This window comes from Candidatus Hydrogenedentota bacterium (genome assembly GCA_019695095.1).
Classification (GTDB): domain Bacteria; phylum Hydrogenedentota; class Hydrogenedentia; order Hydrogenedentales; family SLHB01; genus JAIBAQ01.
Genome location: JAIBAQ010000012.1, coordinates 37,937 through 61,115 on the forward strand (window position 1 = coordinate 37,937; position 23,179 = coordinate 61,115).

Sequence of the window (23,179 nt, forward strand, 5' to 3'; positions counted from 1 at the left end):
CCGGCCAACCGCGTTTCCCGAATTACTTCATCTAGCCGATTCGTGACCTGCCGAACCTGCTTTCCGGCGAATTAATGGAGTTGCCCTGTCCATCTCAGAAGGCATTTCTTCTCCATAGCTGTGATAGAGTTCATAATTCTTCTTCATGTAGCCGCCTACTGTGAGCCGCGCCCCATTCAGCACAACGCCGATCACTTTCGCATCAATTTCCCTAAGCTCGCGCAAGCACCGCGCGACCATGCCAAGTGAAGAGACTCCAGAACCCACCACGACGAGCACGCTGGATACGAGTAGCGCAACCAGCCTTGCATCGGCCATAATGAGCCATGGCGGCGAGTCCAGAATCACGTGATCCACCTCCTCAAGTGCCTTCACGAGAAAATTCGACATTTCACGTGATGCAAGGCGTCCCGCAAGGTCGTCCTTGTCCTGGCCGGGTCCCAATACGTAGAGACCTGGCACATGCGTTTGCCGCAAGAGTTCATTCGGGGCCCTGCACCGGCTAAGTATCTCCGCGAGTCCCTCCGCCTCGGGAAGGCCAAAGGACTTCTCAAGCTTTGGATGCCGATAAGACAAATCCACGAGCAGTACGCGCCGGCCCGCTTGAGCCAACGCCACGCCCAGATTACAGGTTAGTGAAGTCTTTCCATCGCCTCGAGTGGGACTTACCACGAGCAGGGACCCCATATCGCGAACACTTCCCCTGTCAGGATGAAGAAACTGCGCCAGTACCCTGCGGTATGCGTCTGCAAGTGTTGAAAGGGGGAGCCTTTCCGTGACAAGAGGTATAGCCACTTTGTCCGGCACTGAATCTTCGTCGGCATGTGGTATTGTGGCCACGACAGGCAGGTCAGTCAGCCGCGCCAGATCTTGAGAGGAGCGTAGCTGCTGATCGGTCAATTCACGCCAAACGCCAAGGCTTACTCCGACTCCGAGACTTGCGGCCCCAGCCATCAGCATCCCGACGATTCGCGGCAAATAGTCGGGGCCGCCTCCCGGCACACTGGGTGGGGCCACGAGTTGGACTCGGGTTGGGGCGTTACTCTCCACCTTGATGCTGGCAATATTACTGCGAACCTCATCGAGAATGCTGCGAGTCTCTGCAACTTTACTCTCTAGGTCCTTCAACTGGGCATACTGTTCGGTGGTCTTCTCTACACGTCCTTTGTATTCGTCAAGTAGTTGTTTGTATTTGCTCACGCGCTGCTGTGCCTCTTCCACTTCCTTAGTAAGCGAATCGAACTCCCGGCTCTGTTGTGCCTGAAACGATTGGAGTACTTCCTTCCGGACATCTCGCTCGACCGTCTGCAGATTGTCCCGGAGACTCGCGAGGCGTTTTTCATCAATCTTCCGCGTGGGCAGATTCTCCCTTTCGATATCCGAGGCTCCCGCCAGTCGGGCCTGTGCCATAACCACTTCTCCACGCAACGCACTCACACGCGAATCAGCGCTCACCCGCTCCTCTAGGCCGAAATCGTAGGCAGGCAGGCCTTTTGAGACATTGTCGGTCAGCGCTTCGGCCAACGTCATCTGGTTCTGAAGCTCCGCCTGCGAGCGTTGTGCCTTGACCAGGTCTTCCTCGGCACGGATCAAGCTTTCGTTGTACAGTTGCGGCTCTCCCGTTTCCAGCGGTGTTTCTCCAACAACGGGAATACCAAGCGTCTTTTCGAGCGTGGCGATTTTCTCCAGTTGCATATCCAATTCGACCTGCCGGGCGTCGCGCTCACGCGTAAGCCACGCCAAGCGCTCATCACTCATGGAGGCTACCAGGGTGATGGAATAATTCATGTACACAGAGACGATTTGTTCCAGCGTAATGCGCGCCGCTTCCTTTTCCGGCATGGAACAGGTAATGGTGATAATCTCGCCTCCCCGGCTTATGTGGGCGCTCACACAACCCTTAAGGTATTCCAGAGGGTCGTCCTGACTGCTCAACAGCGGAAGGTCGCGAACGGTCGGTGACTTCAAGACATCGGAGAGCACCGCGTTTCCCGTTACAATGCTGATTTGGGTGTTTACATACGTGGCGTAGGGGGTGTCGTCTTCCGGCTTTTCTAGAACAAACGGCTCGGCTGACAATAGTCGAATATCAGCACTGGCCGTGTAACCCACCGGCACAAACAGCCACGCCGCAACTACTGTTGGAATGGCCAGGAACAAGGTGGTCACGGCGATCATCCGACCACGCAATACGACGAACCGCTTGAAATCAAAAACCGGCCAGCCGGCAGGTGGTGTCCCTGTCTCCAAGGAGGCTGTTACCAGCGATGGACGGGTGTCTTGATTCATGGCGCTCCTATTTCCCGAGTGGAGGGACGAGCTGCATGGCGCTGTTAACCACTCCCTGCAAAGACTGCACGCTCTGTTCCAGTGTCGACTGAATGGATGAACCAAGTACTCCCCTGCTCTCGTTGTACATGCGGTCAAACTGTTCCGGCGTATAGTAGGCACTGTAGGCTTGCTGATAAAGGCTCAAGACCTGCTGAGCGAAGCTCATGCCCGTGGTAGCAGGCGCAAGCAGCCGCTGCACGAATGCCTGTGCGTTCACGAGGCGTTTTCGAGGCACATATACTATGTCCCCGGGTTCCAGCAACATGTCCGTCCCCTTCTTAAGGGCTTCGCGAACATCGAAAATGAAGATCTTTGTCTCCGTGTCGTTTATCTCGCGAGTGATGGCCACCTCTCGGATTCGTGCAGTAGATTCATTGTATCCACCTGCAAGGGAAAGGAGACGCGTGAGTGTCAGCCCTTCGGATATCGCATACACACGCGGTTGGCGCACCTCACCCAGCACATAAACCAGGTTCGCGCTCTCGGGAACATACACTACGTCCCCCGGATAGACCGGCGTATCCGCCGGGCTCGGACCCGATTTCTGGAAGCCTCGCAAATTGAACTCGGAAACCTCGCGGTGACCATCCGCATGTCGCACAATAAAGGCTTTGACCAGTTGCCCCTGACTGCCGACGTACGTGTCGCCGCCATATTGATTCACTCGAGGGCCGCCGGCCACAGCGATTGCGTTCATGAGCGTAATAGGGCGAATATAGGGATACTCGGAAGGACGGCTGACATCGCCCAAAATCGTGAAGACCTTGCTTCTGACCTCGAATATGGAAAGGGTTAGCTGTGGCTCGGAGTAGAATTCCGCGTAGGCGCCCCGTACAAGTTCTTCCGCTTCTTGGCGAGAGAGTCCGTCTACCTTCAAGTCGGGGACCATCTGGAGTGAGATGTAACCGTCATAGCGAACCTGCGCCTGCATGCTGAGCCTTTCGTCATCAAAAGAGCGTAGGCTCAGAATATCTCCCGGCCCAATTCGATATGACAGGGGAATTTCCATCCCCGCGATTGAATCCCCAGTCTTTTGGTCGGAAGCGTCGGTCGATTGGGCATCACTCAGCAGGTTTTTTGTTGGCACTACAGCCCGGTCAACTATTGCGTCGTCTTTGCCGCCCCCCCCCGACTTCGTAGCGGCAGATGGAGCATTGGGGGGTGCTTTTGTTGCGCAACCAAACTGTAGTCCACACGCAAGGACAAGGACCGTCAAATACCACATGACTCGCAGAACTTGAGTTGACAGAATTGTCCCCTCCCCGGAATCGCGCTTAGTCAAGACGCTTCAATGCAAACCTCCGCAAAACGTGTTGCGATTGCCCCATCCTCATCTGCCCGCTTCCGACTTGACTTACGTACAGTCGGCGGACCCAACTGTCGGCTCTCGCACTTCGAGTATACTTCTGACTTCTCGTACGCTAGGTTTACGCCCATTATATATTAGAAATAAATTGCTGTGTGCAGCTTTTTCACTTTATCGGCCCTATCGTTCACTCCACGCCTGCGCGGGTTCGGTTCGATTTTTCTGACCTTCCACTTCCTGGCGACCAGCAGGCACCCTACTTCCTCACTCGATCATACGGCTAATTCTGGGAACCAATTCGGTTGCAGCGTGAAGAGACTTCCACAGCGCGAAAGCGTTCGCGGACTATACGAAAAAGAAACACAAAATTGCCTATAAGATAGCGTCTCCACATTCGACCTGGTTCCTGAATAAGGCGGTAGACCCATTCCATTCCAATCTCGCGCACCCAGAGCGGCGCCCGCGGAATTCGGCCGGAGAAATAATCGAAAAGCCCCCCCCACCCCATGGCCACGGGAACGTTGAGTTCAGCTAGATGATTGCGGATCCAGAGTTCCTGCTTTGGCACACCCATTGCCACGACAAGCATATCCGCTCCCGATTGTGCGATTCTGCAGACCACCTCGCGCTCTTCCATGGGATTGAAATACCCGTGGTCACATCCCTTGATTACGACCCCCGGATAATGCTGTCTGACCCAATCTGCGACGCGTTCGGCTGCCCCGGGCGCGGCACCCACGAGGTAGATCTTCTTTTCGGCTTCAGACAGCCGGGCACACAAGCGGGGGAAAAGGTCTGTACCGCAGAGGTTTTGGCGAATGGGCTGACGCAAAATCTCTCCGGCCAGCTTTGTGCCAAAGCCGTCTGCCAGAACAAGGTCCGCCTCGTCAAGGGCTCGTCTATATTCGGGTACCTGGAAGGTTTGATTTATATTGTGTGGATTCACAAAACAGACGTGACCCGCCTGAGGTGAATCTATCATGTTCATTACGCGGTCGATGGCGTTGTTCATTGACATATTGTCAATCCGGACGCCCAGGATGCGCACTTCCGCAGGGTACACAGGAGGCGCGTTTCCCCACAGGAGCCACGTAACGATCCCTGGAATTGCGCGCAGTGCGAGGCCTATGTCCTTGCGTAATGACATGCTCTTCACGTACCGCACGTCCAGCGCAACTTCCTGGACATAGTCCAGACTAATGTGGCGCCGGACCCACCAGTCACAAATGAGTCCCGGACGAACTGCTATCCGAAGGCGTGCTTGAGGTTCACTTCGACAATACGAGCACATCTCACACGAGTAGGCGGCCCGTGGACCAACAAACGACAAATCACCTTTCAAAACATTGATAAGAATCGGAAGTTTACGAAAAACACGCCATTGGGTGGCAAATGAGAGTTCACTGAACGGTTGACACTCAATCCCCATCTTGGGTGTCCGTTGAATGATGGTCATGCTTCGACTCATCATAAGTGCCATTCCGACACCCACGAAAAGCGGTAATAATAAGATGACCAGAAAGAGAGATATCGTCAGGTCAATTGTCCGCTTGAGGTAGGGGTAAACCCGTGCACGCACCCTCGCATCTTCCAATCCTTCATCAGTCTCGAGGCGCTGCATTTTCTGTTGATTTGCGGATCTCCAAGCGTGCTCTGGTTCCCCGAAAGAAGCAGGCGCTTTCGTTGAAGTCGATGTCCCAAAAGCCTTTGAAGACAAGTGCAGTACCCCCACGCACTAGCTCTTCATGGCAAGCGGCACACATTCAATTTGTAAGCAAGTCATATACCGCTTCAGCATGATAATGTTAAATCTATATTTTCCAGGACCTTAACTTAGCTTTCAGAGATGTCATGGCCTGAGTAAAATGCGATAAACATGAAAAAATATATCAAACTTGACAAATCCTTGAACGCGACTTGTCCACGCGAACTTGACTAATGCTAAAATTGCGGTTGTCTGTTACATTACTATGTCGGGCGCTGTTCCTGTATGGGCGTCAGTGTCTCACGTGCGTCCCGCTGTTCACCACGATAGGGCCTTACCAGAGCAGGCCGAGAAGGATGGGGAAAGTGGTCACCTCTGCGGGAATACTCTGGCTCATTGTTTGCCTATTCGCTAGTCAGATACCGAGTGCACGACTAGATAACAAAGTGACAGATTGTGGCCAATCTGTCCTTTGCGTTGAGATTGAGGGCCTTCTGGACGGTAATCCTGCGGAAATACCCTTCGCGAGAACGGTTGACGGTACCGTAGTTCCTCCTTTCGGCGGCTCACTGGAGAATCTGGACGGAACCCCATTTTCGTGGTCAAAAGGATACCTTCTTGACCACCTCGTCACTTGGCCGGAGTTTCCCAGTGCGCCGGACGATAAACTGCCTCTGGCTGATGGGAAATGGACGGGAGGCCCGTATAGGAACTCTTCCGGAAAGCGTTGCATCGAACGAATCAATGCCTGGTATCGGGAGGGCACCGGTGCCGGGTTTAAACAGGACGTCTTTCGCAGTTTCGATAACGGGCATTCCAGTGTCCTGCCGGGTGCCTATCCTTCGCTACGGATTGAGACTCCTGTTGCCCAGCTCAGTCCGGTGTGGGAAAACGTCTTCAGGCCTAGAGTGACGACGGGCGTACAGTCTTGCGGAAGCGCTGGACGCTTGACCTGCGATTCAGCTGGACGGATTGCGGGCGTCCTATAGCCTCATACTGTGCGTTGGTATTGCGCGGGGAAGCCGAAATCGAGCCGCTGAATGCGGAAAAGTCCATCCTGAGAGTCCGGATTCCATGGCAACAGATGAAAGAACATCCCAGCGTGCGCACTGACGTACTGCTTCTTGTTCATGACGGCGATTATTACTCAGCCCCCGCCTATGTGTCTGTGCACCATGTGTATGCACTCGACGGGGCAGCGCAGGGAGTCAAAAAGGCACCCTGACCCACTACGTGAGGCATCGGAGGACTACCATTCCCCGTCTGCTCGTGGCTTGAGGACCGATATCGGGCAACGACGAGTAGTGCCCGTGCCTCGCTTGAGTTCCACATTCGCTCGGCAATTGCCCCACGGGTTTCCCGCGCGAAGTTGACCTACCGCCGAGGCCATCCCCCTCATGCCTGATGGCAATCCAGTTCGTCTTTGCTGAATCGTTTTTTTTCTGTGCTATCTGTGGTATTTTTTGACAATTATTGAGTTGTGCAACCAATTTTTGGCGGTGACAATTTTTTGTCCTATTGGGTACTTACTGTCGATTCGCCCGGTTTAATTTCCCCAGCTACCCACGCACATATCAGCTTAACGTATTGAAATTAAATAGTTTAAAAATCCGGGTATGAGAATTGTTCGTGAATCCCCTTAGTAAGTGCCGCGTATGCGGCGTCAGCCGCCAGAAGAGGAGTGAGTACTATGGTAAATACGGCAAAGGCTAGTCTAGCTTGGCTGCTGGGCGTGCTGGCAGTAACCTTCTTGTGCGTCGCCTCGCACGCACAAGTCAATCCAGGCGAATCTACAGTCCCGGAAACCACTATCACAGGGATAGTCGAGGTTGTCCAGGAGGACTACCCTCAGAACAGCGAGGGAAAGTTGTACCACGTGCTGACGGACCAGAAGACGGGCAAGCTTTACTGGATCAAGTTCGAAGGCACCCCGCGACACGGGCTCAAGTCCGGGCAGGTCATCAAGGCGCGAGGGAAGGTGCGCGGGGACGAACTGGTGGTCCTAAGTGGGGACAGCAGTTCGGTCACCGTACTTCAAGACAGCGCGGCTGTTGCAGGTCAGCGTACCATTGCTGTGATAATCGTTGACTTTCTGGATACTGCGGCTCCGTGTACGCCTCAGCAGGTAGCCGCCATTCTTTGGCCAGACGCCAGCCAGTCCTACGCGAACAAGAATGTGTCCGGATTATACGAAGAGGCCACTTCGGGCCTGATTGGATTTCAGTCTGATACCGACGGCAACGGAACCCCCGATGTCTTCGGCCCGTACACGGTCAATGCAATGAGCACCGACGCGTGCAATTATTACGCGTGGGCCTCGGACGCAGAGAATCAGGCATCCTACGATGGTGTTCAGCTGGATCTGTATGAGCATTTGCTGTTTGTCATTCCGACCGCCAACACCTGTGGCTGGTCAGGAGTTGCTAATGTGGGACCGGGTAATCCCGCTCGCGCCTGGGTAGTCGGAATACGGTATCCGGACGCATTTGCACATGAATTGGGTCACAATCTTGGGATGTATCACGCCGGCACGGATACCAACAACGACGGCGTCACAGATAACGCATATGGAGACTTGTCCGACATCATGGGGTACTGCGGCGTCGGCTATCGCCATCCTGACGCGCCCCACAAAGAGCAGTTGGGCTTCTTTACCGGCTATTCTGAGCGCGTGAAGGTCGTGCAGGCAGGGGGAACGTATACGATTGCGCCCTTGGCGCTGAATCCGTGGGAGACAAACCTGCCTCAGGTTCTCAAGATCTACAAGCCCAATACCGGGGAGTATTACTACCTGTCGTATCGAACCCTGCTGGGATACGACAGCGCATTAAACTCCGGCTATGCCAATCAACTCAACATCCACCGCTATGCAGGCGCACAGACGTCTTTTGTCAAGGCATTGGCGGACGGAGGGATATTCCAAGACACTGCAAACGGCATTAAAGTCACCCAATTGAGCCACAATGTCGATCCTGTCTCCGGATTCGTCAGTGTCCAAGTCGATTTCGGTGCCGTAGTTCGCGCTCCGAGCGTGTCAATATCGCCATCGAACCAGGTCGCATCGCAGCCCTCAAACGCGCTTCAATTCACCGTCTCGGTGACGAATAACGATTCAAACGCGGGCGCAACCACGTTTGCTTTTGCGGCCAGCCTGCCCGCTGGATGGTCCGCATCGGGTCAACCGGCTCAACTTGCACTGTCGCCGGGGCAAAGCGGCACCCTCGTTGCTACCGTGACTCCTCCCTCCGGAATCACGGACGGGAAGTATACGCTGAAGCTTGGCGTTTCGGATCCTTCGGGCGTGCATGCGACGGCGCAGGGTACGGTTTCCTACACATTGGATTCACAGGCGCCGCTCACCGTCACCGGGCTTCAGGCCAGCCTGAACCGAAAGGGCGTGGCCCTTACTTGGAGCGCGAGCTCTGACGGAACGGGCACCGGCATTCGCCAATACAGCGTGTTCAGAGGCTCCGGCGGTTCTGCGCTCTCGTATGTGGCGGCAGTGACAACCCTGTCGTTTCAAGACACCGCGGTCACCGCTGGCAATACATATACCTACGCGATAGCGGCTCAGGATTACGCAGGCAACCTGTCTGTCCTCAGCAATCCCGTGAGCATCGCGCTGACAAGCAGTAAGTCCAGGCCTTCGCAGAAATAAAACCAGGTCGAGGGGACTGAGTTTACGGAATGTGAAACTGGCTGGTTGCAGAAATGACAAGGCATGAGAAAGTGTTGCAACTCACAACGCTTTCTCATGCCAACCTAATACGCTGTCTCATGCCAACCTAATGGTAAGAGAGTTAAAGTTTGTTACGGAACCTGCCCGCAAACAAGCCCAACATGCCAATGCCAACGATCGACCATGTCGCAGGTTCCGGCACGGGGATGCCCGGTTCGTCCGGCGGGAAATTCGGCTCGTCCAAAGCGGTTCCGTACTGGAACGACCAGTTCGAGAGATTCGCTAAAGAGAACCCCGCATAATCGTCCGCGACGGAAAGGTTAAAGGTCACGGAATTAGAAATGGTCGGATTCGACAGAACCGCATTATTCGAGCCGGGTCCGATTCCGTAATCTATCCCGTAGTTCATCCCATCAACAGCGACGGGGCCAGCCAGGTTGACACCGTTAAAGTTTGCGGTGCCAAACAAACCAAAGCCCGAACTGCTGATACCCGAGGTAGCTCCATTGGGAGCACCAACGAGACCGTCCCCGTAAGCCCACTCACCACCCACGTTGCCGCCCCCATCCGGGCCATTGAGTACAGCAGAGCCGGAAGTGAGCACCGCGCTCACAGGTGCGAGCATGTAACCTCCAGAGACGGAAAAGAAGAGCGCCGTCAGGAGATCGCTGGGTTTCAACGCTACATCGTCCACGTTGGCAAGCACTACGGTCAGCGTACCGTTACCGTCGTAACTGACGACTGCCTGCGCCTGCAGGAGGCTGCCCGATTCCGGGTTGGTTTCCGATCCGAAAATCGTAATGGAATCAGCGAAAGCAGGCATGGCAAACAGCGCAACCAACAGCACGCCAAAAGCACAGCCCAAAATCTTCAACACTTTTCTCACCTCCTCTCAGCCCAGTCTTCGGACCATACCCCTAAGGTCCGACCCCAAGTTACAGGAGGTGGCACAAGACTCCTTGCACGCAGAGTCTTTAAGCAAGAATAGTGCCATTTGGAGTGATATAGTATTTAATTTACAATGTCGGCGAGGTCAAACGGCGGTGCGGTAAGGCCCAAACATGAGTACCGGCAAACTAAGTCTAGTATCAGGAGGCTGTTGGGCGTTGATGAAGGCCAATTAGAAGCTTGGGCCCAAACCTTAAAGTAAGAATAATGACAGTCTGCCGAGTGGCGGTGCCGGGAATGAATTCCGTGACTGCTGGACAATGAGTATTCATCCTAGACATTTCTTTACTGCACTTGTTGACAAATTGTCATTCATTGATTGACCTGCAAATGCGCTATTCCCGCAGTCGTTGGGAAGCGCAGAAGTCATGTGAGCCGTTGAAATTAAATATCACTATGCATTGTGCTTTCTGGTTTCTTTGCTTAGCCTTTGCACGACAGGCGGTAGTTCCTGGGCGTTGGAAGGTATGCGGTCGGGCCTACAGGCCGACCAAGCCAGTTGGCATGTCACGCAGTGCATCCACGTGAGGAGACAACCGAGTACGGCTACGGGATTCTATCCTGCAGAATCGGCGCCAGGCTGGAAGCAAAGTCGTTGAGCATTCGAAATGCTTTCTGCTCGCCCGAACTGTCGACGGGGATGCTCAATCGGATCAACATAGAACTAGGATTACGAAGCAAAAGTTTGTCGCGCACCCAACAAAGCGAATTCACAAAATAGCTTCCCGTGAAGTCATTGCCCGTTTTGAACCAGTAGAGCACCGCCTGGCGCGACTTGCCTCTCTGCAGCGTGAGCCCTTGTCCCACAAAGTATACCCCCACCGGAATCGGCGCTTTGTCTTGCGTCTCCCAACCCTGACCCGTGAAGCAGACTTCAGGGAAATGGAGGCTGCGACGAGTCGTTCCCGCACAGACGATGGTCATCAGAATGGTTCCGCCGCTACGCGACGAATAGCTGCGCATGAGAATCGCGTTTGATTCTAACTGTTGCCTTATGGATTCGGACACAGGTATGTCAGGGCCGGCCTGGTGGAATTCCAGAATCTCGGATGGCAGATTAAACAAGTCCGACGGAGAGCTGTTCGCCGCGGTATTGGCCTCAGCCCCTCTGATAGTCAGATGCAGTATTGCAGTAGCCAACAGCATAATGAATGTGATGAGGTACCGTTTCATGATGAGGCCTGTGCGGAAGTATGCGGCTTGGAGGGGGCGAGGCGATGAAGCAACCGGTCAAATCCAAATAGAAGTAGGAGCGCTACCACGTAAATAAAGAGGCCCGATATGTCATGAACCCAGCCGCTGGCGACCTCACTTCCCCAGAAACTGGCAACCACGCAAAGAAAGAAGATGCGGAGGACGTTGGAAAAGACGGCAACCGGAACGGACACCAGCAGGGTCAAGACTCGAGCGCATGGTCGTGTCTGGCTCATATAGCTCATCATGGCGCCGAGCGCCAGGAGCGCAATAAGGGAACGTAGACCTCCGCACACATCGCCAATCAAGAGCTGATCGTCGCCGAATCGGACATATGATCCATCGCGAATCATAGGAAGCAGGCAAGCGCGCGAAAGGAAAATGGCGCAGTCCATGGCGAGCATCTTTACCCGGAAGGTAATGCTTGTTGTAAGGAATTCAGGCAGAGGTATCATGAATAGCAGGAATGCTAACGGGAACCACAGGCGACGCAGGTGACCTGCGCCCAGAAAAATCAATACAAATCCCGCCAGTAGCGGAATAATCGCCGCTTCTCCGAGCATGCGCAACCCAAGGAGATCTCCTCCCAGGACCATAAGGCATGCGCAGCCCAGGACGGCGTATCCCCAATTTGACGAACCCCTTGGGATTCGAGCGAGTTCATTTCGCATCCGCCACGTGAAAAACAAGCATATGAATGGAACAAGAAAGGCGTGCGTATAGTAGGAGTTCTCACGGGAGACATTATCGCGCCAGTTTTCGAAGTAAGGTCGGAGGATGAAAGCCGAGAGAGCTAGAGTCGCTATCCAAAAGCCAATCCTGAACCATTTTGCGTTTGCGATGGCGTCCCGCAGTCCCCTTTGGGAAACAGCACTGTCCATTAGGTGTTACGTTACTCTCCGAGTCGAGCTGCCATGTTCGCCAATCGGGCCCTGTCGGACGGCGAACTCCCTTCAGCTTCTTCCTTGGCGGAATCATAGTAGGTGCGGGCTAAGTCCAATCTGCCGAGTCCGAGATAGGCCTCCGCCATGAGCAGTTTCAGATTGCCGGGGGCAACGCCGCCCGCTTGGCTGAAGCCTTGAAAATCTTCAATGGCCTTGGCGTAATCCTTAAGGTCGAGTCTGATGGACCCACGCAAGAATAGGAGCATGGGCTTGGGATTGATATCGATTACGCGCTGAACGATGGCGAGCGCCTCCGCGCGCTGTGCGGGAATGCGCGACAGAATAAATGCCTTTTGCTCCAACACCTCGGTATCTTCGGGCCGCTGCGCCAACAGGCGGTCGCACAGACCGAGCGCCGCGCCGGGGTTGTTCGTCAGCAATTCCACGACAAGCAGGCCACGTAGTGCCCGCCAGGAGTTGTGTTGTTTCACGAGCGCCTGAGTGTAGGAACTTGATGCATCCGGAATCCTGACGGAGGTTCCTTCAGACAAATAGAAGTTGCCCAGTTCAATCCACAAATCGGGATCGTCCGGTTGACGAGCCGTGCATTGCTTCAGGAATTCTTCTGCTTCATTTCGCTTTCCCTGATTCGAAAACGCAGCGGCTAGTGAATGAATTACTGCCAGGTCCTTCTGATTCAGAGCATATATCTCGCGCAAAAGGCCCTCCGCCGCTGCCCAGTTCCCGCGGTTCATAGATAACAGCGCGCGAAGATAGGAGGCAGACTTGCCGCCTTGCAGAGCTTCCACCCGCTCTATGAGTACCTCTGCTTCAGAAAAACGCTTTGCATCAGAGTAGGCCCGAGCAAGATAGCCAACAATTGCGAGGTTATTTGGGAACAAGGTAGTTGACTTTTCAAGCGTTTGAATGGCATCCAGCAGCCTTCCCGCCTGTAACTGGGCTCGCGCAAGCACAACCCATGCACCCGGGTCTTCGGGCGACGCTTCGCGGGCCTTGGAAGCAAAGCTGAGCGCCGTTGCGAAATCACCCTTTCGAGAGGCCACTTCACTGGAGATCATATAGGTCTCCGCATCGGGTGCATTCGCTGTCCTCGCCGCAGCACACAGCTTCTCCGCGCCATCGACATCTGCGGGAACGTGCTGCAAGAGCGCATAGGCCCGCAAGACCTTCGCGTCGGTGCGTTCGGGCTCGATGCCTTCAGCCTCTGCAGTGAGTCGTTCTGCGGCACTCCTGTGCTGAGGGTCATCCGAAATCAGCAAGGCTCTTGCAATGAGGATTCGGCTATCGTTAAGGCGAGTCGTCATAGTCGTCACATCGCGATATTTCTCTGCAAGATTCCCGAGAACCGAACTAGCGGCCTCAAAATTGCCCACTCTGAGGTACAAATCAATTTCGTCCAGTTCAAGTTCGCTGTGATTTGCCGCGGAAGGCTCACTGGCTTGAAGAGTCCGAAGCAGGTCCAGGCCTGCGTCGAGAAACCCGCGGTCCGCGAAGAGTGACGCCCACGCAAAGGCCCTCTCCGGTGTGATTGCACTCTCCGCAAGCTCAAGCTCGAAGTACTTCTTGGCTTGTTCAACATCTGACTCGCCAAGCGCGAGTGCCGCCCGCAGAAGGGTCAACTCCGGAGCCGCGACTTTAGCGTCTTCCGCGCGGGAGAGCACGCTTCTCGCACTCTCAGCGTCTCCCTGGTCGAGAAACAAAGAAGCGAGTTCCCGATAGCCTCCAGGTGCAGAGGGGGCTTGCTCGATCGCCCGCTCAAAGAGTTGTCTTGCCAGGGCTATTTGCTCATTGCCGGCCCCTTTGCCTGATTTCTCGCGTGAGAGAGAGAATCCGGTCGATAACAGTGAGCCAAAGTACGGCGCTTCGCTTTCAAGCAAAGAGACTGCGGTCTTGGTGAGTTCTGATACAGGGTGCTCCGCGAACGTCGCGTCCCAAATCGCAAGTGCGACCTCATCGTTCGGATTGTTGGCGAGATAGATTTCAAGCGTGTTCTTCGCTCGCTCTCGTTGTCCGCTTTCAAGATAAGCCACGCCCAAATACCGTCGTGCAACCCGAAGTTCAGGAGCTTGCCGCACGACGACCTCCAGTTTAGACACCGCGTCTGTAAGCTGCCCCTGCTTCATTAGTCTCCGCGCGTCGAGATACTCCGGCACGATTCGGTTGTCTGGGCATGCGGTCCGAAATGCCTCAACAGTTTTGTTTGCGTTCTGCAGGAGCCCGGCATCAATCTGCGCCTCAGCCAGCAACACATAATGCTGTGGATTGTCCGCCAGGACATACGGATCCGTTTGGGATAGAAATGAGATAGCCTCAGCAGCTTGACCACAGGCGAGATAGGTCTTGAAGACGATGACGTACGCGTCCGCTGACTCAGGCGCCTTGCCGATGGCTCTTAGTGCAAATGACCGTGCCTTATCCCACTGCTTGCTGGAAGCGTAGACCTTTGCCGCCACCAAAAGGGCATCTGCGGAATCAGCACCCGCAGTCAGGGCTGACTCGATCTCCTGCACGGCCCTGCTGGAATCGTTCGCTTCCAACAAGAAGCGGGCGCGCTCCACCCCAATACGCTTTTTGTCGGAGGCTTCTGCCTGGGCCTTTTCCAGAACCTGCCACCCCTGTTCTTCCAAACCCTTCTTCAGGAGGAGTATGGCCAAGTTTCCGTAGACTACTGGCTCGGCGCTGCCAGATTGGATCATCTCTTGATAAGCAGTCTTTGCCTGGTCTGTTCGCCCAAGGTTGTCACATGCCAGCGCTTTGGCAAGGGTCAGCGTGGCGTCATTTGGATTCACCCGAAGAAGCAGGTCAACTGCGAAATCGAGGTCCCGCCACAGTCCGTGTCGAAGGTAGAAATCGATTACCTGCTGGGTCAGGGCACGGTCTGACGGGGTTGCAAGGGCTAGCTGCATATACGCGCGCCCCGCGTCACGAACGTTGGCTTGGCGGTCGTTTAGCAGTTTCAGACAGGAATCGATGTATTCTGGAAGAACGCTTGTGGCTTGCGGATGCCGCGCGAGATACCACGTGAAATTGCTCTTGGCTTCGCGATACCGCCCCTCAGCGTACGCGCGCTTTGCGGTGACATAGGCTCCCTGCCCTTGGTAACCACGAAACAATAGGTATCCCGCGCCACCCAATACCCCAAGGCCAGTCAACACTGTCGCGATCAGAAGTATGCTTGCCAGCGGTCGCTTAAGCGGAAACATCTCTTCCCCCGTCGCTGCTCACGGCATGCATCGTTGCTGGAAGAATGGTGCGCGATAGAAAATGTCCCCTTACCCTGACGCGATGTATGGTAACATTGTCACGGTGATTTAGGCTACTCCAATTATCGGGCGGTCTAGTGGGGGTACAAAACGTCTCAGCTAATCATCAATCCAAATACCGAGCAGGCAGATTCAGAGGAACCAGAAAAGTGTCCAGATTGTGACAGTGGCAGTCTGTGCAGTTACTTGGCACAAACGCGTATCGGTACCAGCTCTGAAGTGCATTCGCTTACCACGAGAACAACGTGAATGGGGGACATGTATCATTCCCCTGAGCGGGACCCGGAAATGTCTCTGATTCTCTCATTGAGTCCGAGGATGAACTTTCCTGAAAGTTGGTTCAGGCCGCAGGCAGCTGATTCTGCGATTCGTTTAGTGCGCGAATTCGTCAACGGTATTTCGCAGTTGATTTTGCCCTTTCGCATGAAAGGAAGTGGCTATGCGTCCTCTATACGGTTTGTCCAAGCCCGTCTACGCCGCTGGAATCGCAGTCCTCTTTTTCCTCGTTATTCTCGTATCCTCGTGTGAGGCCCGCCGAAGTGAGCAATACCGGCTTGAAGCAGATGCTTACTTTAAGCTCGGGCGATTGCAGGAGGCTGCCGAACTGTACCAGGAAGCCATTGTGGTCGACTCATCCAATGCGATGGCCAAGCTTGGCTACGGCCGATGCCTGAAGGCGGAACATAAGTTCGACGAAGCACTCGCAATTTTCCAGGAAGTCTTGTCCAGTGCACCCCAGACGGGAGCCGCATACCTGGAGACGTCGAACCTTCTGCTTGACCTCGACCGCCCCGATGAGGCCATTCAGCTCGCTAGCCAGTACACGTCACTCAATCCGGAACAGGGGGGACTGTTGCTGGGACGGACTTTTCTGGTTGTCGGGCGAAGCGCGGAGGCATTGGCGACCCTTTCCACATTAAATGAGCGTTTCCCCAATTCCGCTGACATCAAGGTAAATCTAGCTTTGGCCTGCCTCGCGCAGGGTCAAGCGAAAGAGGCAGAGACGCTGCTCAGGAAGGTGTTGGGCTCCGTTTCGACAACCTCTACTGCCGCCCGGGTTGCGCTCGTAGATGTCTATGAGACCTTGGGAAAGAGCACCGAGATGGTTGCGGAATTGGAGGACATGCTGGCTAGAGCCCCTGAGAATGAAGACACCAAATCGGTACTGGCGCGAAGCCAGGTCGTGGCAGGACAGCTTACTGAGGGGGAATCTCGGGCACGTGAAGCGGTGACTACAGACCCTTCCTCCGGTTGGGCCAACTACGCGATGGGATTTTGCATGCTTCAGAAGGGCGCTAATGAGGAAGCTACAGGCTATCTTCAAAGAGCCTTTGCAGTCTTACCCCAGGAGACTCAAGTACAGATGGCATTGAGGCGCGCTCAGAACGGCAGTTCTGCAGCAAGGGGAGCGACAACTCATGCATCTGGTGCTGGCTTGAAGACTGAAGGGACACCTCCTTTAGAGATCCCAAAAGATTGGCGCACGCTCTGGAAGCAGTCCGTTCTCAACCAACTTTTGGAAGGTCGCGACGGGTTCCTCAAGGAAGGCGGAGAGAACCTGCGCGAGACGCTTGTGGCGGCGGCCATCTTTACCGGCAAGCATGCATTGGCTGAAGAATTGGCTCAGAGCCTGGCCGAAGATAGCCCCTTGCGCCTCTATCTGCGTGCTTTGAAGGAGGGTAACAGAGAAGACGCCTTAAAGGCCGTTGAAACATGGAGTACCCGAGACGACGACCTTGGACTCCTTGGCCAAAATGCCTTGGGCTACGCGATGGCACTCTCAGGCGCACATGCCCGGGCCTTGCAGGCACTCACCGCGTGCAACCAGCGCTGGCCCGACAATGCTGTCAGTCTGTTCAATACCGCACAGGTGTTCCGAATGGCCGGCATGTCCAGGCACGCAGCAAGCGTGTGCAGGCGAATCAGCACTGAGTATCCCAGCAACTCGGAAGCTCACGGGATGCTTTTTGCCATACTCCGAAGCAGTGGGCATGAATACGAGGCCTGCAGAGCCGCTGAAACTGCATATGCAATATTCCCTGGGGCTCCTGAAGCCGCGCTCAATCTATCCCAGTCTTACCTGGACTTGCGCCGGCTCGACGAAGCAAAGGATGTGCTCAGTCAGGCTTTCGAGGCCGCTCCTGGAAAACCGGAGCTGCGCTTGGGACTCGCCAATATCCTGCTTCATGAAGGCAAACCGGATGAGTGTCTTGACCTTATCGCTGGGGAGACGTCCTCCCCCAATTGGGAAGGGCAAACGGGGGTGCTTTCGGCGTTGTGTTACACCATGATGCGCGAGTGGGAACCGGCTCTTGAAAAAGCCACATCTATCGACGGCGCATCCCAGCAGCCAACAGCGCAGCTCATCAGGTTCAGCGCACTATTGAATATGGGCAAGTCCGAAGATGCGGTTGCCAGCCTGCTTCCGACGGATACTGCAAAGCCCTCAGGAGACCGGGCAGGCCTGATTCTGATGCAGGCTGTGGGCCATCCCGCCGCCGGAATCAGCGACGCCGAATCCGCACTTGCCGCAGAACTCTCCAGAGACGCTGCCCTGGTGAGTTGTTTTGCACTTGGAGCAACCTATCAATCAGCCGGCCTGCACGATGACGCTCTGGAGGCATTTCAGGATATAGAGCCCTTGGTGTCAGAGGGAGCACCCTGCCTTATCCGGTTTATGTTCACGAGTATGACCATGGCTGCCAGACTGCAGGATGTAAAGGACGGACTGAGGTCCCTCGCACAGCGCCATGCAGCGGTGCCGGGTGCCTGGCTGAACCTTGCCGCCGCACTTCGAGCGCTTGACGATGACATGGGGGAGCGAGAGTCCCTTGACAAGGCATTGGAAGCAGGACCAAATGATCCTAGTGTGTCGTTGCAGCGAGGCATGTATTTTGAGCGCAAGAATGATGCGCCATCGGCCATTAACGAGTATCAGCGATTTCTAACACTCCGTCCGGACGACCCCATCGGAAACAACAATTTGGCCTACTGCCTGCTGACAACAGGTGGAGACGCGCAAAAGGCGCTCGAATGCGCGCTCCGCGCCGCCAGAAAGCTTCCCCAGGACCCTCACGTCATGCATACGCTTGGTGTCGCACAATTGCGGTTGGGCGACCTTGCAGAAAGCAAGAAGAACCTCACGGCCGCGTTTGACAGACTTCCTGGAGACCCTGCCATAGCGCTGGATCTCGGGCAGCTTTCTATCCAGGAGGGAGACAGCCAAAAGGGACGCCAACTGGCAACGGCTGCGCTGGCTTACGCCGATTACTTTGATTTGAACTTTTCTCGAAAGCAGGAGGCTGACGAGATACTTGCCAGACCTCCTGTACAGGAGCCTGCAAATGGTCAACTTTCACAAGCAGGCGACCTGCCTTCACCTTAACCGGGAGACTGCTCGCGCCACCCGACGAGGTTGAATGACCGAAGATTTGTCACCGACATGCTATTCTGCGTGCCTAATGCTCTCCATTTCGAGAGACGGCGCCGGTGGATGGCGCCGCCGTTTTATTCGATGCAATCGACTACCAAGGCTGGAGCGTCCTCACCGCAGACCTCCACTCGCCCACAGTCATGGATTCATCTCGGCCAATTGATTGTCATCATCTCAGGTAAGATCGCGAATACTCCAGACCTGAAGCGACATCAGGCTGGCAATCTGCTTTTCTTGCAACACAATGATAGGACCGTTCATGGAATGACGTGTGAATATCGTTCAAACTCGTCACGAAGGATCGACGGCGAGACTAGGCTGTCCAGATGTCTCAGTCTGAAAGTGGTGTGAGGGCCAGGGCAAGGACTCCTCAGTAATGCAATTGCCAATCGTCCCACACAATTTCCATGGGGAAGTCGGTATCAGGCGTCTGACAACATACGTTTATGATTATCGACAGCGGCTCGGCGTCAGTTACAGAGAATACACCTGAGAACTCCTGAAATTTGTCGCACGGAGCAACGAGGATTCTTGCCAAGGGAGGCCTTTGAGCGAGTGTCTTTTCAGTAGCTGAGTTTATCGCCGATACCAATACGACCAACGTGTTCTTGGAGCGATTGACGGCCTTGAACGAGAGCTTGTACTGCCTGCCAGGCCGTATGTCGTTAACGACAGTGTGCAATTGGTTCCAGAACGAATCGAGACCGTCATTTGCCGACCATACTTGACGCATAGCGAATTTTCCTTCCGCTATCGTGCTGCTCTCCTTCATCAATTTCGAGTACTGGTTGGATTCTTGACCGAAGCCCTTTGGCGCCGCCTCGCCGTCAATCCATTCTTCTACCCCCCCGTTTTCAATCAAGTTCGGCACCGGAGGTACTTGCGTCTTCTCCGCAGAAATAAGCTGAACATACTCTGTGCCTGAGTTTTCAGCACTTTGAGATGGAAGTGATTGAGCAGGCTGATTTGGGTCGACCTTGGCTTTCTGACACGAAGAAAGAAGGAGAACCAATAATGCAAGTGAAGTCAGTGCTACACGGGTACACATTCGCACAATTTCCTGCCTCTCTACTCTAGAGCGCACCATGACCACAGATATTCTGTTTGATTACGTCGATTGATTCAACCCAATTTCGCATTGAAGCAATCTCCAATCGCGAGGTGGACTTGAAGAAGCGCCAAGGCGGTGGGACGCAAAGCACTGAATCATGCGTGCCCCAGGGTCAACTCCCGTGAGGTTGAAGGGATAGACACGGTCTTGTGGATTCCTGCTGCGGCTTTGAGGGAGGTAGGCGTCACGTCGCGAACAATGAGTATGCCGCCGTTCGCGTAGTATCCGTTGAGGTCGAAGCGCAATGACGGTAGTGACCTAAACTGAAAAGGTCAGCATGATTTCTGCGATTCGCGTGAATCTAGTATTGATTTGTTTGCAAAGCAATCGATATGGTCTAATCACCTTACGGGGACCGTGGTCCTGCAATAGAACTCAAAAACATGCGCCGGTGGGACGTCCGGTGATAATTGGGCATCTGAGAGGGCAGTAATGTCGCGCGAAATAGGTATAGTGCGTCTTGTCGTGCGGGCCATTACGATGGGTGCGCTGAGTGCGATCATCGTAGGTATATATTCCCTGACTTTAGAGAATCAGTATACCGCTACCGCGTCACTCATTCTGTCGCCGCTTCCCGTTGCGGTCAGTGAGTCGAAGGAGGACTCCAAAGCGGAGCACCCTGCAACAGAGGTGAACTTTCTGATGGCGAAGCCGCTGACGGTGCCCGACTATCGCATCCTGCTGACGAATTCGGAATTGGTTGCTCACCTTAAAGAACGGTGGATCGAATCTCGCAAAGCCCGCGGTAAGACCAATACCAAGTTGCGTCTTGAAGAAGTCGCGAAGGCGATGGCCGTTGACATTCGAATCTACAAGCAGACTGTGTACGATATTGTCTACCAGCCAATTATCCAATTGAGCTTTACCGCCAATGACCCCAACACCGCCGCGGAACTCGTGAACGAATGGGCGCAACAGGGCATTCTGCTCGCGGGCGAAATCGATAAGATGGGCGAGGAGGGGATGATTGACTTCCTTAAACGGCAATTGGATGAAAAGGCCGTTGAGCTTCAAGCCGATGAAAAGAAGATCGAGGAGTTGGAAAGCCAATTGATTCTCAAGAATTGGCAACAGCGTATCATGGACTTGGATATTCAGGTGACTAAGTTCCAGACCAGAGCCGCTGAATTGACAACCGAAATCTCGGGCGGACAGGCCCAATTGGCTCAGCTGGAGGCCATTCTACAGAATGTGCCCGACAAGGTTTCCTTACGTAAAGCCGCTTCGGAAGACGCGTATTGGCTAATCGATGCCATGGGTAAGAAACCTGACTCCAAGAATATCCTAGAATCGGAAGAGATCAACGATGTCCACGGGAAGATACTCGAGAAGAAGAGTACTGTGGAAACCGAGTTGCGCGGCAAGGAGGCTGAGCGGAAGGCTATCGACGAAGAGTTGGCGCGCATGAAATCCGATATTGAAAGCCTCCAACGTCAAGTGGCTGAACACAACCGTTTGTATTGCGATGCCAAACGCGACCTCGAAACGCATGAAGTCCAGTACAAGCAGTTGGCGGTTAACTACGGTGCCGCCCGCATCGCGGAAGCCAAAAATGTGCCCGACCTCAAACTCGCGAACAAGGCCGTGCCACCCGACACAAAGACAGGGCCCCATCGCAGTCTTATGGTCATTGCCGCGGCTATGTTGGGCATACTTATTGTGCCGATTCACTATTGGCTCATGGTGTTGGCCAAAGTATACGTGGCTGGGGTTCGTGAGACAGTGCGCGCATAGCGTTCCATGCGGTAAGCCTGCCCGTATGGAAGCTGCCCTACTCTGGGAACAACAAAGATGATACGCGGGGGGTCAACATTCCTTCGCGGCTCCTTCCTTTCGACTTTGGGAATGGCAGTCACGATGGCGGCGGGAATTCTGGCGGCCGTCATATTTACCAACGCGCTCGACCGCGCAGGCGATAATAATGCCCCCGGAGTCTTCGCGTTACTCCTTCTCCTCAGCGAGTTGCTGATGCTGTTCAACAACTTCGGCCTGGTTTTCACGTTGCCCAAACTCATCGTGTCGTCCGCTCCCGATCGCCGAAATAGCGTTGCATGGTCGGCACTCCTCTACCAAATCATGACCTCCGTCGCTTTCGCAGTTCCCGTATATCTACTTTGGATCGTGGTAGATGATCCAACGGTGATTTCAACGAACGAAAGCTGGGTGTCCCTTTTCCCGTATTTGTGGGCGCTCCCTTTGCTAGTGCTGTTGGGGAATCTCCGCGAAAATGCGTTGGCCGCTCTTGCAGGCTTCGACCGCTACGGCGCACGCGCAGCCGGCCTGATCGCAACGGCTATCGTGAATCTTGTCATGATCGTCGTGTTGCTCTGGTACCTGTACACTGGACTCACCGGCTTGCTGCTGGCGACCATGCTCACGTATCTCTTTGGCGCATTGTGGTTCTGCTACGCACTACCGCGATTTCGAAAGCGCGATGCCGATTGGCACGAGTATAGGAAGGCGGTCAGGTTCACTGTTCCGTTGTTTCTAAACAACCTTCTCGGTTTCGCATCCACACGTTGCGATACACTCATAATTGCGTGGCTCCTTGGCCCCGCCGCCGCAGCTTACTTTGAGTTTATACCTAAGCGATTTTCCGCCTATCTGAACCGGATCACCGTCTCTGCGCTCACTCCTTTTCTCCCAAGAATGTCCGCCCTTGTCGCTCAAGATGACCATGCCGAAGCCTCCCAGTTGCTCAATGCCGTCAGTTTTACTTTCACTGCCGCGGGATATACCGGAGTCCTGTTGTTGGTCGCAGTACAGGATTGGCTAGTCGGGCTACTGTTTCCTCCAGAATACAAATCGGCCCTAAGCTCCATGGGGCTGGTTCTTGCGTCGGGCATACTATGTTTGCAGGCGGGTATTGCCGGCCTGACCCTGATCGCGCTCGAAAAGCCCAAAGCCATAACCATCGTAAACGCGATTACTGCAATCTTGAGCCTCACTCTCAACATCATTTTCGTGCCGTGGTTGGGTATGGTTGGGGCGGGAATCGCCGCAGTGTTATCGGGAGCATTCTCAGATACCGCGCAAGTTTGGTATGTGTCGCGTTACGGTCTGCGCGTTTCTTGGACAAGATTCCTGGGGCTACATTTCCTTTTCTTGGCAGGTCTGGTGCTTTCCAGCGTTCTTGCGAACAGCATATTCGCCCTCACGTGCCCTCTGCTATTCGTGTTGGCGTGCCTATCTAGCCGGATACTCCGCCTCGATGAGATGCGCAGTCTGGCTTCTCAGAAGGCCTAGCAGAGACACCGTGAAAGCAGTCTATTTGCCGAGCATCACAGAGCCGGCTTCGAGGAGT

At 54.5% G+C, this 23,179-nt stretch carries 12 protein-coding genes; 4 read left to right on the forward strand and 8 right to left on the reverse strand.

Features of this window, described 5'->3' with window-relative positions; genetic code table 11:
* Window positions 1-27: 27 nt before the first annotated feature.
* The 3 genes from K1Y02_03810 to K1Y02_03820 form a co-directional block, all read right to left on the reverse strand.
* Complete coding sequence (locus tag K1Y02_03810; protein MBX7255467.1) at window positions 28-2,289, reverse strand: P-loop NTPase; 2,262 nt, start codon at window positions 2,287-2,289, stop codon at window positions 28-30.
* A gap of 7 nt (window positions 2,290-2,296) precedes the next feature.
* Window positions 2,297-3,340 carry an SLBB domain-containing protein gene (locus tag K1Y02_03815; GenBank protein MBX7255468.1) on the reverse strand — a complete coding sequence of 348 codons (1,044 nt, stop codon included), beginning with the start codon at window positions 3,338-3,340 and terminating at the stop codon, window positions 2,297-2,299.
* A gap of 577 nt (window positions 3,341-3,917) precedes the next feature.
* The gene (locus K1Y02_03820; protein MBX7255469.1) at window positions 3,918-5,108 is read right to left on the reverse strand and encodes a WecB/TagA/CpsF family glycosyltransferase; all 1,191 of its coding nucleotides are present in this window, start codon (window positions 5,106-5,108) and stop codon (window positions 3,918-3,920) included.
* A gap of 1,924 nt (window positions 5,109-7,032) precedes the next feature.
* Between K1Y02_03820 and K1Y02_03825 the strand changes: the two genes are divergently transcribed.
* Window positions 7,033-9,000 (forward strand): hypothetical protein, encoded by a 1,968-nt coding sequence (locus K1Y02_03825; protein MBX7255470.1) that lies wholly within the window; start codon window positions 7,033-7,035, stop codon window positions 8,998-9,000.
* 142 nt (window positions 9,001-9,142) lie between these two features.
* On the opposite strand, the gene K1Y02_03830 is transcribed toward K1Y02_03825, so the two are convergent.
* The 4 genes from K1Y02_03830 to K1Y02_03845 form a co-directional block, all read right to left on the reverse strand.
* Window positions 9,143-9,898, reverse strand: coding sequence for a PEP-CTERM sorting domain-containing protein (locus K1Y02_03830; protein ID MBX7255471.1), 756 nt, complete (start codon window positions 9,896-9,898; stop codon window positions 9,143-9,145).
* Window positions 9,899-10,515: 617 nt separating this feature from the next.
* Window positions 10,516-11,142, reverse strand: a complete 627-nt coding sequence (locus tag K1Y02_03835; protein ID MBX7255472.1) for an EpsI family protein — start codon at window positions 11,140-11,142, stop codon at window positions 10,516-10,518.
* The gene (locus tag K1Y02_03840) at window positions 11,139-12,044 is read right to left on the reverse strand and encodes an exosortase/archaeosortase family protein (GenBank protein MBX7255473.1); all 906 of its coding nucleotides are present in this window, start codon (window positions 12,042-12,044) and stop codon (window positions 11,139-11,141) included. Before K1Y02_03840 ends, K1Y02_03835 begins: the two co-directional genes overlap by 4 nt.
* Window positions 12,045-12,055: 11 nt before the next feature.
* Window positions 12,056-15,271 carry a tetratricopeptide repeat protein gene (locus K1Y02_03845; protein ID MBX7255474.1) on the reverse strand — a complete coding sequence of 1,072 codons (3,216 nt, stop codon included), beginning with the start codon at window positions 15,269-15,271 and terminating at the stop codon, window positions 12,056-12,058.
* 499 nt (window positions 15,272-15,770) lie between these two features.
* Between K1Y02_03845 and K1Y02_03850 the strand changes: the two genes are divergently transcribed.
* The gene (locus K1Y02_03850) at window positions 15,771-18,716 is read left to right on the forward strand and encodes a tetratricopeptide repeat protein (GenBank protein MBX7255475.1); all 2,946 of its coding nucleotides are present in this window, start codon (window positions 15,771-15,773) and stop codon (window positions 18,714-18,716) included.
* Between the two features lie 418 nt (window positions 18,717-19,134).
* Here K1Y02_03850 and K1Y02_03855 read toward each other — a convergent pair whose 3' ends face one another.
* Window positions 19,135-19,635: a hypothetical protein gene (locus K1Y02_03855; protein MBX7255476.1), complete on the reverse strand. Its 501-nt coding sequence runs from the start codon at window positions 19,633-19,635 to the stop codon at window positions 19,135-19,137.
* Window positions 19,636-20,307: 672 nt separating this feature from the next.
* On the opposite strand from K1Y02_03855, the gene K1Y02_03860 reads away from it, so the two are divergent.
* Complete coding sequence (locus K1Y02_03860; protein ID MBX7255477.1) at window positions 20,308-21,609, forward strand: hypothetical protein; 1,302 nt, start codon at window positions 20,308-20,310, stop codon at window positions 21,607-21,609.
* Between the two features lie 123 nt (window positions 21,610-21,732).
* A complete protein-coding gene (locus K1Y02_03865; GenBank protein MBX7255478.1) occupies window positions 21,733-23,121 on the forward strand; it encodes a polysaccharide biosynthesis C-terminal domain-containing protein in 1,389 nt (462 codons plus the stop codon).
* The last annotated feature ends 58 nt before the right edge of the window (window positions 23,122-23,179 follow it).